Source organism: Clostridium sp. DFI.1.208, from assembly GCF_024463855.1.
Taxonomy (GTDB): Bacteria; Bacillota_I; Bacilli_A; order Erysipelotrichales; family Erysipelotrichaceae; genus Clostridium_AQ.
In genome coordinates this window covers 15773-30456 of the sequence record NZ_JANGCA010000027.1, presented here as the reverse complement: position 1 = coordinate 30456, position 14684 = coordinate 15773, and the positions used below count along the sequence as shown (strand labels likewise).

The 14684-nt window shown below is 46.9% G+C and carries 17 protein-coding genes and 1 other annotated feature; of the genes, 1 reads left to right on the top strand and 16 read right to left on the bottom strand.

The window, feature by feature from the left end:
* Positions 1-42: 42 nt before the first annotated feature.
* The 15 genes from NE665_RS14255 to NE665_RS14185 form a co-directional block, all read right to left on the bottom strand.
* A complete protein-coding gene (locus NE665_RS14255) occupies positions 43-663 on the bottom strand; it encodes a DUF308 domain-containing protein (RefSeq protein ID WP_117442433.1) in 621 nt (206 codons plus the stop codon).
* Between the two features lie 145 nt (positions 664-808).
* Positions 809-1846 carry a YeiH family protein gene (locus NE665_RS14250; protein WP_117442432.1) on the bottom strand — a complete coding sequence of 346 codons (1038 nt, stop codon included), beginning with the start codon at positions 1844-1846 and terminating at the stop codon, positions 809-811.
* A gap of 207 nt (positions 1847-2053) precedes the next feature.
* Positions 2054-2905: a helix-turn-helix domain-containing protein gene (locus tag NE665_RS14245; RefSeq protein WP_117442485.1), complete on the bottom strand. Its 852-nt coding sequence runs from the start codon at positions 2903-2905 to the stop codon at positions 2054-2056.
* A gap of 165 nt (positions 2906-3070) precedes the next feature.
* Positions 3071-3394, bottom strand: a complete 324-nt coding sequence (gene hisE, locus NE665_RS14240) for a phosphoribosyl-ATP diphosphatase (RefSeq protein ID WP_117442431.1) — start codon at positions 3392-3394, stop codon at positions 3071-3073.
* The gene (gene hisI / locus NE665_RS14235) at positions 3391-3717 is read right to left on the bottom strand and encodes a phosphoribosyl-AMP cyclohydrolase (protein ID WP_117442430.1); all 327 of its coding nucleotides are present in this window, start codon (positions 3715-3717) and stop codon (positions 3391-3393) included. The genes hisE and hisI overlap by 4 nt, the downstream gene beginning before the upstream one ends.
* Positions 3714-4475, bottom strand: a complete 762-nt coding sequence (hisF, locus tag NE665_RS14230) for an imidazole glycerol phosphate synthase subunit HisF (RefSeq protein WP_117442429.1) — start codon at positions 4473-4475, stop codon at positions 3714-3716. Before hisF ends, hisI begins: the two co-directional genes overlap by 4 nt.
* A complete protein-coding gene (gene hisA / locus NE665_RS14225; protein WP_117442428.1) occupies positions 4475-5194 on the bottom strand; it encodes a 1-(5-phosphoribosyl)-5-[(5-phosphoribosylamino)methylideneamino]imidazole-4-carboxamide isomerase in 720 nt (239 codons plus the stop codon). The genes hisF and hisA overlap by 1 nt, the downstream gene beginning before the upstream one ends.
* The gene (gene hisH / locus NE665_RS14220; protein ID WP_117442427.1) at positions 5191-5814 is read right to left on the bottom strand and encodes an imidazole glycerol phosphate synthase subunit HisH; all 624 of its coding nucleotides are present in this window, start codon (positions 5812-5814) and stop codon (positions 5191-5193) included. The genes hisA and hisH overlap by 4 nt, the downstream gene beginning before the upstream one ends.
* 1 nt (position 5815) lies before the next feature.
* Positions 5816-6400 (bottom strand): imidazoleglycerol-phosphate dehydratase HisB, encoded by a 585-nt coding sequence (gene hisB, locus NE665_RS14215; protein WP_347285929.1) that lies wholly within the window; start codon positions 6398-6400, stop codon positions 5816-5818.
* A 23-nt stretch (positions 6401-6423) separates the two neighbouring features.
* Positions 6424-7458: a histidinol-phosphate transaminase gene (gene hisC / locus NE665_RS14210; protein WP_117442425.1), complete on the bottom strand. Its 1035-nt coding sequence runs from the start codon at positions 7456-7458 to the stop codon at positions 6424-6426.
* Entirely contained in the window at positions 7455-8738 is a 1284-nt protein-coding gene (gene hisD / locus NE665_RS14205) for a histidinol dehydrogenase (RefSeq protein ID WP_117442424.1), read from the bottom strand. Before hisD ends, hisC begins: the two co-directional genes overlap by 4 nt.
* Positions 8732-9364 carry an ATP phosphoribosyltransferase gene (gene hisG / locus NE665_RS14200; protein WP_117442423.1) on the bottom strand — a complete coding sequence of 211 codons (633 nt, stop codon included), beginning with the start codon at positions 9362-9364 and terminating at the stop codon, positions 8732-8734. Before hisG ends, hisD begins: the two co-directional genes overlap by 7 nt.
* On the bottom strand, positions 9361-10485 hold the full coding sequence (gene hisZ, locus NE665_RS14195) for an ATP phosphoribosyltransferase regulatory subunit (protein WP_117442422.1): 1125 nt from the start codon (positions 10483-10485) through the stop codon (positions 9361-9363). Before hisZ ends, hisG begins: the two co-directional genes overlap by 4 nt.
* A 45-nt stretch (positions 10486-10530) precedes the next feature.
* Positions 10531-10768: a binding site (T-box leader), on the bottom strand.
* 617 nt (positions 10769-11385) lie between these two features.
* Positions 11386-11547: a hypothetical protein gene (locus tag NE665_RS14190; RefSeq protein ID WP_233104728.1), complete on the bottom strand. Its 162-nt coding sequence runs from the start codon at positions 11545-11547 to the stop codon at positions 11386-11388.
* 204 nt (positions 11548-11751) lie between these two features.
* Entirely contained in the window at positions 11752-12108 is a 357-nt protein-coding gene (locus tag NE665_RS14185; protein ID WP_117442421.1) for a helix-turn-helix transcriptional regulator, read from the bottom strand.
* Positions 12109-12305: 197 nt separating this feature from the next.
* On the opposite strand from NE665_RS14185, the gene NE665_RS14180 reads away from it, so the two are divergent.
* The gene (locus NE665_RS14180; protein WP_117442420.1) at positions 12306-13034 is read left to right on the top strand and encodes an SIS domain-containing protein; all 729 of its coding nucleotides are present in this window, start codon (positions 12306-12308) and stop codon (positions 13032-13034) included.
* A 311-nt stretch (positions 13035-13345) separates the two neighbouring features.
* On the opposite strand, the gene NE665_RS14175 is transcribed toward NE665_RS14180, so the two are convergent.
* The gene (locus NE665_RS14175) at positions 13346-14671 is read right to left on the bottom strand and encodes a replication-associated recombination protein A (protein WP_117442418.1); all 1326 of its coding nucleotides are present in this window, start codon (positions 14669-14671) and stop codon (positions 13346-13348) included.
* Between the last annotated feature and the right edge of the window lie 13 nt (positions 14672-14684).

Here is a 14684-nt window from a genome sequence, read left to right as displayed (position 1 = left end):
GATCTCCGCATTGAAAAAAAGCGATGCTTCCACCGCTTCTTATCATACCATATGATCTTTCCCGTCAATCACCTCATGTGCAGCGGCTTCCTGATTGGAAATATCCAGAATTTGTTCACTGTGGCGCCCATAGCGTCTGGCAACACCGCGATAATACAAAATCGTATAGAAATTCGCAATCGCATCCAGTATCAGCAGAAAGCTGAATAGATTATGCAGTGTCTTTTCCTCAAAGGATACCAGGATCAGCACCATTCCCATAAGCAGCGGGACAACGGCAAGTGCCAGGTGAATCTTCCACTGCGCATCCTCCAAACGAAACAGATTCATAGAATACTGCAAACGCAGTGTCGCGTCCAAAACCACAAGACTGGAAATAACAATGGGATAATTGTCTACGATCAGATATGGCTTTGTGGCAACGATCAGCCCTGCTATGCAATATAATACACCAAAGGAAAAGCTGAATTCATTTGGCTTCATATATTCCTTTTTAAAAAAATAAACAAGAATCTGGAACAAGCCTACCAAAATAATCACGATTCCTGCTATCTGGAAGAAATTCAGGAATTTTTCCTTTTCAATCGTATAAGATAAGATAGAAAATATCATATAAAAAATGGAAAGAATCAAAAGCTTCCAGTTTTCAATTTTCAAATTCATACAACGGCCTCCTCATATAGCTGTACTTATCATATCATATTTTTCCAGTATTATCCGCAAGAACATGAATTTCCTACCTTTCAAATGAACAAAGCTGCCTGTATGAGCTGATGAGGAAGACTGTTCAACAGCTCATCATAATCCCTCACCAGATTCCCAGCACCTTCTGCATGAGCAGGGATACCACCGTGATACCGACCCAGCAGCAAAACCCCATAAAGATAGGCTTCCCACCGTTTTTTACCAGCTTTACAATATCGGTATGCAGGCCAACTGCCCCCATTGCCATAATGATAAAGAATTTGCTCAACTCCTTTAAAGGCAGGAAGATATCTGCGGATATATGAAATACATTGGTAGAGATCGTCGTTATGACGGAGGCCATAAGGAAGTAGAGAATAAATACCGGAAATATCTGTTTCCATGCAACCTTTTTTCCCTCCCGTTTCTCCTCCTGCTCCTCTTTTCGCATTCTTTGAACGCCCAGAAACAGGGTGATTGGAATAATTGCAAGAGTGCGTGTCAGCTTGACTGTAACCGCCTTATCCAGCGTTGCTGATCCCAAATGAAACATGCTGTCCCAGGTTGCTGCGGTTGCTGTTACAGAGGAGGTGTCGTTTACCGCAGTTCCTGCAAATACGCCGAAGCCCTCACTGCCATGAAAATGCAGAAGCGTTCCCAGCCAGGGAAACAGCATAGCCGCCAGAATATTAAATAGAAATATAACAGAAATCGCCTGAGCTACCTCCTCGTCATCTGCCGCAATGACCGGGGCAGTCGCCGCGATCGCAGAGCCTCCGCAAATGGAAGAGCCAACACCTACCAGTGTGGAGATGTTGGTCGGCATGTGAAGTCCGCGCTTCAAAACAAACGCAATAACGAGAGATGTTGTGATTGTCGCCAGAATGATTGGAAGTGACTGCTGTCCTGTTTTGGCAATGACAGACAGATTTAAGCCAAACCCAAGCAATATGACTGCATACTGTAAAATTTTCTTTGATGTGAAGGTGATGCCGGCCTGCAGACTTTTCACTTCCTTTATGCGAAATGCCAGCAGCATTCCGATGAGAATTGCAAATACCGGCCCTCCAATGATGGGAACCCATTGTCCCAGCAGCAGGGCAACAGCTGCTATACCAAAGCATACCAGCAGTCCCCTTCCCTTTTCTTTTATAAAAATCATACATTTCTCCTTTTCTCATTTTCTGTATGCTTGCCCTACAGCCGTAATGCAAGGCAGCTATGTCAGTATACGATACCTTTTCCAAAAAATGAAATTATAAATATTTATGTCTACATAACGCCGTGTTATCCTGCTTTTCGATGCTGTAGGAATACAAAAAAACGCTCTGTGACAGCAGTCTCAGACAGCGTTTTCATTTCTCTTTCTTTATTTTAATATTGGTATACAGTATTCGATACCGGCAACCCCCTGTGCAGTTTCCTCTCCGTATTTCACGATATCCATACAGCAGTCCGCTCGAAGCCGGTACGCGCTTTTGGGCAGCCAGTTTTGGTAAATATCCTGTGCGAACGGTTCCATGGAGGTCTTGGGATCAGCGAAGAAGGAAAACACAAGATAGGTTCCCTCCGGCAGGATGATATGCTTCAGCTTCTGCTTGCGCACCTGTTCAACTGCAACACCTGCAAAATACTGAAAGTAGGGCTGCTCAGCATCCAGATCGGCATCCGTATAATCATGAATCCCATACACCACAGATGTCTTTTGCGGATATGCTTTCCGATACCGGTTGCATTTCCGGTGACATTTGCCTATCACATGAAAGCCCTGTCTGGTATCCGCATGATAGCCCTCCAGCTGTATTTCTCCCCAATGCTGTATCTCCATATCCATGTGCATGTGATTTATATTCGGCTCCTGATGAAGCTGCAGCGGCTCCTGCAGCACATAGGCGGTCTTCTTTTTCCGAAAGGCATCCGGCGTTGTGCGGTACAGCTGCAAAAAGGCCTTATGGAAAGCCTGCTGTGAAAGATAGCCGCAGGCAAAGGCGATTTCCGCAATACTGAGATCGCTGTGTACAAGAAGCGATGCCCCTTTGGATACCTGTCTGCGCCGTACATAGGCATGCAGCGGCATACCGCAGATTGCTGTAAACATTTTATGCAGATGGTAGGGGGAATATCCCGTATAGGCAGCGATAGCATCCAGCGTCAGCGATGCATCCAAATGCTCCTCGATATAGCACAGCACAGATTGCATAATATCTTGATTTGTCTTCATATGATTCACCTCGTATATAGTATACCAGAAGTGCTCTTCAATCACGTTCATCATTCTTGGCATTCGTAAGCTCACATCCGCTACAAGCATATATCATCTCTGTCATACCCTATATGACACTTTGTGGATCAGAACCAAAGCAAAAAGAAAAGCCGACTGCTCGGCTTACAAATGTTCAATCGGCTTTCGCTCCGCCTTCAGGTTATGCGTTTTTTGTGCACGACGCGTTAGCTCCGCATTGACATCGTCCATCGAAATTCCCTTTTCAACCATCAGTACGGTAAGATGATACAGCAGATCACTGATTTCATTGATCTGATCCTGTTTCGTCTGTGTCAAAGAGGCAATCACTACCTCGGTACATTCCTCTCCGACCTTTTTCAGAATTTTCTCCAGACCCTTTTCAAACAAATAGGTGGTATAGCTTCCCTCCTCTTTGTTTTCCTTGCGATCCTTGATTGTCTCATATAATGCATCCAGTTCCTTCATACTTCCACTCCCTCCATATTTCGGTAAAAACAGCTGGTATGTCCGGTATGGCAGGCTGCACCAACCTGCTCCACCAGAAGAAGAATCGTATCCGCATCACAGTCGATGCGCATATCCTTCACATACTGGTAATGACCGCTTGTTTCCCCTTTGATCCATAATTCCTGACGGCTTCGGCTGTAATAGGTTGCACGGCCGGTATCCATCGTCATGCGAAGACTTTCTTCATTCATATATGCCAGCATGAGGACAGCCTTGGTATGCACATCCTGCACAATGACCGGAACGAGTCCGTTTCCTTTATCAAAATTCACCGTTATCATATACGTACTGCAATTCCTTTCTCCTTTAGATACTCCTTCACCTGAGGAATCGTCACCTCTTTGTAGTGGAACATGCTTGCCGCAAGCGCCGCATCACTGGCATCCTCTTCAAATACCTGAGCAAAATGCTCCAGCGTACCGCAGCCGCCCGATGCAATCACCGGCACATCGACCAGCGCATGCACGGCCTTGCACAATTCAATATCGAAGCCCTGCTTGGTACCATCCGCATCCATACTGGTAAGCAGAATTTCCCCTGCGCCAAGACGAACACCCTCCTGTACCCATTCCAGTAAATCCAGACCGGTATCCTCACGGCCGCCGGCAACATATACATTCCAGCCGCTGCCATCCGCACGGCGCTTTCCATCCACCGCCAATACGATGCACTGGTTCCCGAACATTTTTGCGCCCTCACGGATCAGCTCCTTATTACGGACAGCCGCAGAGTTCAGCGATACCTTGTCAGCACCTGCCAGCAGCATGTTTCGTATGTCCTCCACACTGCGGATGCCACCGCCGACCGTAAAGGGGATGAAAATTTCTCTGGCTACGCGCTCAACAACCTGAACCATCGTATCCCGCTGTTCATGCGTTGCTGTAATATCCAGAAATACCAGCTCATCGGCTCCCTGCTCATAATAGGCTCTTGCCAGATCGACTGGATCGCCGACCTCCTTCAATCCGACAAAATTGATTCCCTTGACGACCTTGCCGTCCTTTACATCCAGACACGGGATGATTCGCTTCGTATGCATCAGGATTCCCTGCACAGTGCGATTGCCTGCGGCAGAGACAATGTTTCGGCATACATCGCCTTCCCTGTAATCGCTCCGTAGATGTCCAGATGCTTCAGTGCCTGTATGTGCGTAATGTCACGGATACCGCCGGAAGCTATGATATTGATCGATACGGTTTTCTTTAGCTCTGCCAGCATCTCCGTGTTTGGACCAGCCATGGTCCCATCCTTGGAAATATCTGTCACAATGATCGTCTTTACCCCCATGGCCTCCATCTGAATGGCAAAATCAATATATTGCAGCTCACTTTCCTGCAGCCAGCCATGACCGCAGACCATACCGTTCTTACAATCGATACCAACTGCGATTTTTTCTTTATACTGTGCAAGCGCCTCCCGCAAAAACTCCGGATTTTCTATGGCTGCCGTTCCCAGGATCACACGTGCAATACCATGCTCCAGATAGAAGCGGACATCCTCCATGCTGCGGATGCCACCGCCGACCTCAACCGGAATATGCAGTCCTTGCGCCGTCTTCACGATGATGTCCTGATTGATTTTCTTTCCCTCTTTTGCACCGTTGAGATCAACCATATGCACATATTCCGCACCCTGCTGTTCAAATGCTTTGGCAATCTCCTCAATGCTTTCTCCGACACACTCCTTTTGTTCATAATCCCCCTGATACAGCCGCACCGGCTGTTGATCCAGTATATCGATTGCAGGTAAAATAATCATACAAACTCCTCCTTAAACCACCGCAGAATCTGCAGTCCGTCCTCTCCGCTTTTTTCAGGATGAAACTGAGCGCCAACCACATTGTCCTTACGGACAAGACCTGGAATACGCATGTCTCCATAACCGCTGTCTGCCAGCAAATCCTCCTGTGCATAATTCTGTGCATAGTAGGAATGCACATAATACACAAAGGGACGCTCACTCAGCCGTTGGAATACACTGGATTCCTGACGCTGTTCCAAAAGATTCCAGCCGATATGCGGAATGCGCACCCTGTTTTCTGCGGTATCCGTCATTTTCACAATGTTGCCCTTCAAAAAGCCAAGTCCCTTGGTATAGCCGTTTTCCTCGCTGTCTTCAAACAATGCCTGCATCCCCAGACAGATACCAAGCAGCGGTTTTTTCTTCTCTTGCACCTCTTCCCGTAAAGCCTCAATCAGACCGCGTTCCTGCAAGTGCTTCATACAGTCCGCAAACGCTCCGACACCGGGCAGAATCAACTGATCCGCACACTGCATGTCTTCCTTTTTATCCGTTACACAGCAGGTACAGCCGATATGCTTCAGGGCATTTTCCACACTGTGCAGATTTCCCATTCCATAATCAAGTATCGCTATCATCTTACAGCTTCCCTTTCGTACTCGGCAGCGTATCGCCGCTCACATAAACCGCCGTTTTTACGGCACGGCCCAGCGCCTTGAAAATCGCTTCCACCTTGTGATGATCATTGGTTCCATATAAAACGTTCACGTGTAGCGTGATACCGGCCTGAAAGGCAAAGGCACGCAGGAATTCTTCGACCATCTCACAGGAGAATGTACCGATCGTATCCCGCTTCAGCTCACAATTATACACCAGAAAGCTTCTTCCACTGATATCCAGCACGACCTGTGCCAGCACCTCATCCATCGGCAGAAGCATACTGCCATAGCGCTCGATTCCTCTTTTATCCTGCAGAGCCTCTTTCAGACAGGCTCCCATCGCAATACCGCAGTCCTCTACCGTGTGGTGATCGCACACCTGTAAATCGCCGTTTGCATGCAGCGTAAGATCGATACCGGAATGAAAGGAGAACAGCGTCAGCATGTGATCGAAAAATCCGATGCCTGTCTGGATAGCACTGGTTCCTGTACCATCCAGATTCATCGTGCAGCTGATGCTCGTTTCTTTCGTGTCCCGGCTAAGGCTGGCCGTTCTTGCTCCAATGCCGGTTCTCTCTGCAGCCATCTTCATACCGTAACCGCCTTTCTGTCAAATTCCTGTAAAACGGATAGCACGATGGCATTTTCACGCGGAGAGCCAACCGTGATGCGGAAGCTGTCAGCTCCTTCATAATTACGAATGACGATGCCTTCTTTTTCCATTGCCTCCAACAGCTCCTGCTTATAGTTGCTTCTTCCATACAGATAATTCGCCTGACTTGGATAGAAGGTAACGTTTTGTAGCTGCTTCAGCTTATGATACAGCATATCCCGCTCCAACTGCACCTCTTCCACCAGCAGCTCATATTCTGCCGCATGACGCAATACGATCACCCCGGCCTTTTGCGCCAGAGAGCTGATATTATAAGGAACCAGCATCGGCTTCAGGTCTGCGATATTGGCTGGATTACTCAGCAGAAAGCCCAGCCGTGCCCCTGCAAAGCCGAAGGCCTTTGAAAGCGTTCTGGTCACATACAGATTTCCATAGGTATCCAGATACTCCAGCATGCTCTCCCTTGCGAATTCCCCATAGGCCTCATCGATGATGATCGGAATGCGAGGAAACGCCTCCACGATTTTACATAGCTCACGATTGCTTACAAAATGCCCGGTTGGATTGTTCGGATTGGAAAACAATACCATATCCACATGGTGCTCCCGACCGAATTCTATAAAATCCGCCGCAATAAAGGAACCGTCTTCAGCACATGGAAATTTCACAACCTCACTCTCATGCAGGGATGCATAGTAATCATACATAGAGAAGTCCGGAGATAAGGTCAGTAATTTCTTACCTTTTCCCAGGAAATAGCCAATCATGAGCCCCAGCATTTCATCGCTTCCATTGCCTGCGAGCAGATGATCTGAGGATATCCCTTTCACTTGTGCATAGGCATGAATCAGCTCACTGCTGGATTCATCTGGATAGCGGTTCAATGCCAGATCCGCAATCGCCGCCTGCAGCTCCTTCACGATTTCCGCACTGATATTTTTATAGCATTCATTTGCATTCAGCATGATTGCGCCGTTTGTCCGCGCCGCATAGCTTTCGATATTCTTCATGATTTCAGCCTCACTTTCACGGCATTGGCATGAGCCTGCAGCTCTTCCTGCTCTGCCATTTCGATGATGTTTGCGCCATAGGCTTGCAGCGCCTGTGCACTATAGTGCAGATAGCTGCTCTTTTTGACAAAGCTGTCCACCCCCAGCGCACTGGAGAAGCGTGCCGTTCCGCTTGTCGGTAATACGTGATTACAGCCGCCGAAATAATCACCGACACTTTCACAGGTGTGATAGCCCAGGAAGACACTGCCGGCATGACGCACCATCCCCAGATATTCCATCGCGTTTTCCACCATCAGCTCCAGATGCTCCGGAGCCACTGCATTGGATACTGCCAGACAATCCTCCATGCTCTCACACAGAATTGCTGTTCCATAAGACTGTAAGGACTGTTTGACGATTTCCTTTTTCGGTAGAAGGGCAGTTTGCTTTTCTAGCTCCTCTTCCACAGCCGTTATCAGGGCTTCACTTGTTGTCACCAGAATAGCACTGGCCATCGGATCATGCTCTGCCTGAGACAGCAAATCTGCCGCAACACTTTTCGCAGGTGCCCCCGCATCCGCTATGACCAAAATCTCACTTGGTCCGGCAATCATATCGATATCCACCTTCCCAAATACCAGCTTCTTCGCAGCCGCAACATACACATTTCCCGGTCCGACGATTTTATCCACCGATGCAATGCTCTGCGTGCCATAGGCCAGTGCCGCAATTCCCTGTGCGCCGCCAACCTTATAGATTTCATCCACGCCGGCAATGCGTGCCGCCGCGGCAATGTTGGGATGCAGACTGCCGTCCTTTGCCGGCGGGGTAATCATGACAATGCGCTTGACACCCGCAATACGGGCAGGAATCGCATTCATCAGCACACTGCTGGGATACTGGGCACGCCCTCCCGGCACATAGATGCCGACGCTATCCAAGGGAAGCACGCGCTGTCCCAGATAGATGCCTAGCTCCTTCTGTAGCAGATAGCCGTTTTGCTTCTGTGCATTGTGATAATACGCGATATTTTCCTTCGCCTTCTTCATGCTTTCCACAAAGAAGGTGTCAGCTCTGGCTGCTGCAGTCTCTACCTCTTCACGTGCAACCCGCAGCTCGTCCATCACAATCCCGTCAAAGCGCTGTGTATAGTCCTTTACTGCTTCATCCTTACGGGTTTTCACATCCTGCAGGATGGTACTGACCTTAGCGATAATATCGCAGTCTATATCCTCTGTTCTGCTTTCCAGATACGCAGCCAGCTGCTGTGTATCGGATGCACACATTCGTTTCAGCATGTTTCCAGTCCTTTCTTCATATCCTCCAGGATAGCTAATATCTCCGCTCGCTTCAGCTTAAAGCTCGCTTTGTTTACAATCACTCTGGCACTGATATCGCAGACCGTATCAAATACCACCAGACCGTTTTCCTTCAGCGTCGTTCCCGTTTCCATGATATCTACGATTCCATCGCACAGTCCCAGTATCGGTGCCAGCTCCACAGACCCGTCAATTTTAATACATTCCACATCCATCCCCTTTTCCAGAAAATACTGCTTTGCAATATTGGGATACTTGGTTCCTATTTTCACATGCCCCACCTTGTCAAACAGATTATGTTCCCGCAGGCCGGCAACGATGAATTTGCATTTTCCAATTCCTAAATCAAGCATTTCATAGTACTCCTTGCCACCCTCCAGCAGCGTATCCTTTCCAACCACACCGATATCCGCAACACCATGCTGCACATAGGTAATACAGTCGTTGGATTTCACGAGAAAGTAGCGAATATCCTTTTTGGAATCCTGAAACACCAGAGCTCTCCCCTTATCCTTCAGGCATTCAATTCCATATCCGCGCTCCTCCAGCAGCTTCACGGTTGCCTTTTCCAGACGTCCCTTCGTCAATGCAATGGATATACTCATGCGTTGTTCTCCCCTTTCACGATAATATCATCATACGCTCCACACAGCAGCTCCACCCGTGCAGTTTTTCTCAGCTCCTTTGCCTTACGCAGGGCTTCCACTTTACGCGCATATGGATAGCACAGCGTCAGCGTTGCTTCCTTCTGTTTTAGATGCAATACCGGAAGCACAGCATCCAGCTTTACAGAAAACCCGATGGCAGGCAGCGGCTCCCCGAATTTCTCCAGCAGGGAATCATAGCGGCCTCCACTCAATACACTGGTGCCGATCCCGGGCACAAAGCCCTCAAAGAGGATTCCGCTGTAATAGTTCAGATGCGGCAGCTTTCCCAGATCAAAGGTGATGCGGTTTTCATAGCCAAGCTCGCGCAGCTGCTCATACAGCTGCTGCAGGTTTTCCACAATGCGCTGCAGCCGTTCATCAAAGCAGCAGTCCAGCGCCTCCTGCAGCATATCTGCACTTCCACACAGCCAAGGCAGCTGCAGAAAAAATTGTTTATCCTCAGCTTTAAGGTTTAGTGTATTCAGATATTCCTTCAGCTCTGTCAAGCTCTTACGATCAATCAGATCAGCCAATGTTTCGGTTTCATCCTTTGTCAGTCCCAGCAGCTTGACCGCCGTATGGAAGAAATTCACATTGCCGATTTCCAGTGTAAACGGCTCCTGCTCCATACACTCCATAACCTCCAGGGCACACACCAGAATTTCCAAATCACTCTGCTCTTCGTTCAATCCCAGCAGCTCGATTCCGCAGTCTGTCACCTCATTGCGCTTTCCGGCAAACGACTCCTTTACCTTATATACATTCGCACAATAGCGAAACCGAAACGGCGGCTGCTGATCCTTGAATTTGGTTGCCGCAACGCGGGCAATCGGCACCGTCATATCCATACGCAGTGTCAGAATGCTTCCGTTATGGTCAAAAAACTTGTACATCGCTTCCTCCTGAACCTGTTCAAAGCCTGTCTGATAGGTCTGATAGAATTCAATGCTCGGTGTTACGATTTCCTTATAGCCATAGCTGTCAAACACCTGCTCAATCGCAGCCTGCAATCGTTTTTTTGCAGTGCATTCTCCCAAAATCAGATCCCGGGTCCCTTCCGGTATAGCAAATTTCTTCATAAGTTCTTATCCTCCCGTATTCTCTTATACAAAAAAAGCTTCCATCCAAAGGACGAAAGTTACCTTACGTGATTCCACCTTATTTTATTGATACCTCACGATATCAATCTCTTCGAGTACCAGCATACTCTAGCACGGTAACGGATGCAGGAATCCGGCAGAAGCTACTGGTTTCACCTCTGCTGCTCGGGGATGTGTTCCGCATACTTCGCATATCTTCTTCCACCAGCCGAAGACTCTCTGTCATGTCCATATCCATACTATTTCCCGTCAGCGCATTTCATATATTACTATAGTACAATCCAATGATGAAAAAGTCAATCATTTTGTGAAATATTTTCATGAAATAATTATGTAAGAAAATCACCATGCACCCAAAAACAACTATCAGTGGTGTACACAGGCTATCCTTATTATGGCAGCGATGAACCGTGATGTTCAAATCTGTTTCTTCCTTTAAAATCGTCTTCTTTCATTACACATCACAGGATATTCTATGGTGAATGGTAAGCATAAGAGATCGCTCGTTTCCCACAATGCAGAGACAATACCATAAGAGAGCTGTAGAATCAGGCAATGGATACCATGTCTTTGCTAGTGATACGTTTGCTTACCGCTCAAAGGCAGCAGAATGCAGAAGTCTGCTTCTATGATGAAGGTACAGCAGAAAAGGACCTTGCGGTCCTTTTCCGGTTTCTTTGAAGGAGTATGTATGCTTCGCTGTTAGGATCAGAAGCTTCCTGAAAGCTATGCAATGCAACTATAGCAGCGTACCGTGCTGTATCCTGCGCCGTAAGGACAGCACGATATGTTTAGCATCCATCAGTCTTCGCGTTTTCAAGCTGATCCCTACAGGAAAAAGAATGCGCTCCCTGAACCATGCACACCAACGCCTTTGCCTTACTCTGGAATCGCAGTCGTATCATCCTGTTGATTCAACAGCATATCCAGTGTTTGCACAAGGTCAAAAAACTTCTGCTTGCGCTCCTCACTCAGCTGGCGATAAAAGCTCAACAGCTCATACTCATCATGATTCAGCTCACAAGTATGCATATCTTCCATATGCCTCCTCTCTCTCCCTTTTACCTCTATAGTATATATAATGAAAAAGTTTTCTTCCATAAGGATTCTGTGCAAAAAATAAAAAAACACCGATAAATCCGGCATTTTCTCCTTAAAATAAAAATTTTCTAAAATTCTCTATTTGTCATTTATCATAAGAATCATGTTATTTCCTATGTTATGTAACTGTTACATTTATATACCCTACTCCAGGTGAAAGCTGAGGATGCTTTTCATCAGCTTGGTAAAGGTCATTCGCCGTTCCTCCGGTACCTGATCAAACACTTTCATGAATTCCAGCTCGATGGGATCATGCAGCATACGACCGGGAAAATTGAAATCCGGTATTTGCAGTATCTGATTCATATTGATTTCCAGTATGCGGCAGATCAGAGACAGAATATCAAGCGGAGGCTGTGCATTCCCATTGATATATGAAGAAATCGAACGCTGCGTGGAACCAACCAGTGCAGCAAGTTCCTTTTGCGTCATCCCCTTTCGTTGAAGCCCTTTTCGTATAGCATCTCCCACTCTTAAATTGATTTCCGTTACTTTTTTCATTCCGTCCACTCCAGTTTTTGTAATTATTATAATGGAAAAATTTTCCTATATTAGCAGAATAGAATAATTAAAAGTGTTTTGTGTAAAAACAATAGTTAAATTACGTATTTTGTATAAATTGTTATAACTTTATATCCAGTTATAGATTTTACATATAATCATGGTATACTGAAATCATAAGAAAGTGAGGAATGATTATGGCATTTATTGATACGTATTTCAACGAAGTGGAACAGCGTTTTGCAGTGATGAAAAAGGAGCAGGATGCGATTGAACAGGCGGCACGTCTGTTGCTTGAGGCAGAGAAGGAACATCATACCATTTACACCTTCGGCAGCGGACACTCCCATATGATCGGACAGGATATCTATGCCAGAGCCGGCGGCTATGCAAAGGTATATCCCATCAATGAAATCGAAATGACGCTGGCTACGCATCCGACAAAGAGTACAACGCTGGAGCGTACGGCTTCCTATGCCGATGTACTGGATGCGATTTATACGATTGAGGCAGGAGATGTTCTGCTTGTCACCAGCAATTCCGGAAGAAATCCGCTGGTTATCGAATATACGATGAGAGCCAGAGAAAAAGGTGCTCACATTATTGTCATCACCTCGTTATCGCATAGTAAAACCATCGCTTCCCGGCATGAAAGCGGTCTGCGTCTGTTTGAGCTTGCGGATGTGATTCTGGACAATCATGCACCGTATGGAGATGCGACAACACAGATTGACGAAACCTGCAGTATGGGACCTGTCAGCACTCTGACCGGCTGCTTTCTTGCACAGTGTGTGATGGGAAGATTTGTTGAGCTGTTGAAGGAGCATGGTATGGAGGCTCCGGTATTCGCCTCCAGCAATATGGACGGTGCCGATGAACGTAATCGTGAGCTGTTCAATAAATATGTCATCAAGACAGTAAAATAAGAAACAAAAAAACGGCCGTTTATAAACGAAGCCGATTCCTTGCACAATATCAGGTAATCAAAAAGGAGAATTCCATAGAAAGGGTTCTTTCCTACGTTTGAGTGGTTGTAAAAAAAGGATTTCAACGCTATTGAAGAATACAATAGTGTTGAAATCTTTTATTTTTATTTGCCCAAAACCGAGTAAGCACCCCGGAAAGGCAGATTCTTTTTTATACCTATGAACGTCAGAAAGAACTGCAAACATCGTTCACGTCTTTTCCCATGCAGGAATAGCGGAAAGAACCATATGCTTCCCCCTTCTGCATGCTTCTATTTTTTCTGATGCTGTCGTTTCCATTCCTTGATATCCTGCAAACGCTTGCTCACCCTTGCTTCACTTCCCTGCATCGTCGGATGATAATACTCCCTTCCCCGCAAGGAATCCGGCATGCATTCCATGCTTGTCAGCTTTTCCTGCGTATCGTGAGCATACTGGTAGCCTTCTCCGTAATGCAAATCCTTCATGAGGGAGGTTGGTGCATTTCGTATTTGCAAGGGTACCGGCTCACTCAGCATATGCATGGCATCCGCCTTTGCTGCACCATACGCCATATACAGTGCATTGGATTTTGGAGAAAGAGAGAGGTAGGTAACCGCATGCGTCAGATGAACATTACACTCCGGCATACCGAGAAAATGACATGCCTGATATGCCGCAACACAGATTTCCAATGCACGGCTGTCCGCCATTCCGATATCCTCACTCGCAAAGCGAACAAGGCGTCTTGCCACATACAATGGATCCTCACCTGCCTCCAGCATTCTCGCAAGCCAGTAAATCGCTGCATCTACATCGGAATTGCGCATGGATTTATGCAGTGCACTGATCAGATTATAGTGCTCCTCTCCCTGCCGGTCATACAGCAGGGATTTCTGGGAGGTACACTGCTCCAGCACTTCCTTTGTAATGACGATTCCAGCTTCTGAGCTTTCGCCGTTTAAAACAACCATTTCCAGTGTGTTCAGTGCTGTTCTGGCATCTCCGTTGGCAAACATGGCAAGCATATGCAGCTGCTCCTTCGTCATGAGAATCTTCTGTTTACCAAAGCCTCGCTCATCCTGCAGGGCATGCTGCAGCAGCTCCACCAGATCCGATACCTCCAGTGCCTTCAGCACAAACACCTTGCAGCGGGAAAGAAGTGCGGCATTTACTTCAAATGACGGATTTTCCGTTGTAGCACCGATCAATATGATACTGCCCTTCTCCACATAGGGCAGAAAGGCATCCTGCTGGGCTTTGTTAAACCGATGAATTTCATCTACAAATACAATCGTCTTTCTCCCATACAGACGCGCATCCTCCGCCTCCTTCATCACTGCCTTGATTTCCCGAATTCCGCTTGTGACCGCACTGAAATTGATAAAATGCGCCTGTGTCTGTTTGGCGATGATTCTAGCCAATGTTGTTTTCCCAACACCCGGCGGCCCCCAGAAAATCATAGAGGAAACCATATCCTTTTCAATCAGATTATACAGAATCTTTCCTTTTCCAAGCAGATGCTTCTGTCCGACATAATCCTTTAGCGTGGCTGGACGCAGTCTGGCGGCAAGAGGGTCCTTATCGAAATCATTTTGAAACAGCGATTCCTGCTCCATGAAGCATCACCCT

Excerpts from the sequence above, each read along its gene's own strand:
- NE665_RS14255 (WP_117442433.1), bottom strand. The coding sequence starts at position 663 with ATGAATTTGAAAATTGAAAACTGGAAGCTTTTGATTCTTTCCATTTTT.
- hisI (WP_117442430.1), bottom strand. The coding sequence starts at position 3,717 with ATGATAACGGTGAATTTTGATAAAGGAAACGGACTCGTTCCGGTCATT.
- hisA (WP_117442428.1), bottom strand. The coding sequence starts at position 5,194 with ATGATTATTTTACCTGCAATCGATATACTGGATCAACAGCCGGTGCGG.
- NE665_RS14175 (WP_117442418.1), bottom strand. The coding sequence starts at position 14,671 with ATGGAGCAGGAATCGCTGTTTCAAAATGATTTCGATAAGGACCCTCTT.
- NE665_RS14190 (WP_233104728.1), bottom strand. The coding sequence starts at position 11,547 with ATGGAAGATATGCATACTTGTGAGCTGAATCATGATGAGTATGAGCTG.
- hisC (WP_117442425.1), bottom strand. The coding sequence starts at position 7,458 with ATGAAGAATATCGAAAGCTATGCGGCGCGGACAAACGGCGCAATCATG.
- hisG (WP_117442423.1), bottom strand. The coding sequence starts at position 9,364 with ATGAGTATATCCATTGCATTGACGAAGGGACGTCTGGAAAAGGCAACC.
- NE665_RS14185 (WP_117442421.1), bottom strand. The coding sequence starts at position 12,108 with ATGAAAAAAGTAACGGAAATCAATTTAAGAGTGGGAGATGCTATACGA.
- hisD (WP_117442424.1), bottom strand. The coding sequence starts at position 8,738 with ATGCTGAAACGAATGTGTGCATCCGATACACAGCAGCTGGCTGCGTAT.
- hisF (WP_117442429.1), bottom strand. The coding sequence starts at position 4,475 with ATGCATACGAAGCGAATCATCCCGTGTCTGGATGTAAAGGACGGCAAG.
- NE665_RS14180 (WP_117442420.1), top strand. The coding sequence starts at position 12,306 with ATGGCATTTATTGATACGTATTTCAACGAAGTGGAACAGCGTTTTGCA.
- hisZ (WP_117442422.1), bottom strand. The coding sequence starts at position 10,485 with ATGAAGAAATTTGCTATACCGGAAGGGACCCGGGATCTGATTTTGGGA.
- hisH (WP_117442427.1), bottom strand. The coding sequence starts at position 5,814 with ATGATAGCGATACTTGATTATGGAATGGGAAATCTGCACAGTGTGGAA.
- NE665_RS14245 (WP_117442485.1), bottom strand. The coding sequence starts at position 2,905 with ATGAAGACAAATCAAGATATTATGCAATCTGTGCTGTGCTATATCGAG.
- NE665_RS14250 (WP_117442432.1), bottom strand. The coding sequence starts at position 1,846 with ATGATTTTTATAAAAGAAAAGGGAAGGGGACTGCTGGTATGCTTTGGT.
- hisE (WP_117442431.1), bottom strand. The coding sequence starts at position 3,394 with ATGAAGGAACTGGATGCATTATATGAGACAATCAAGGATCGCAAGGAA.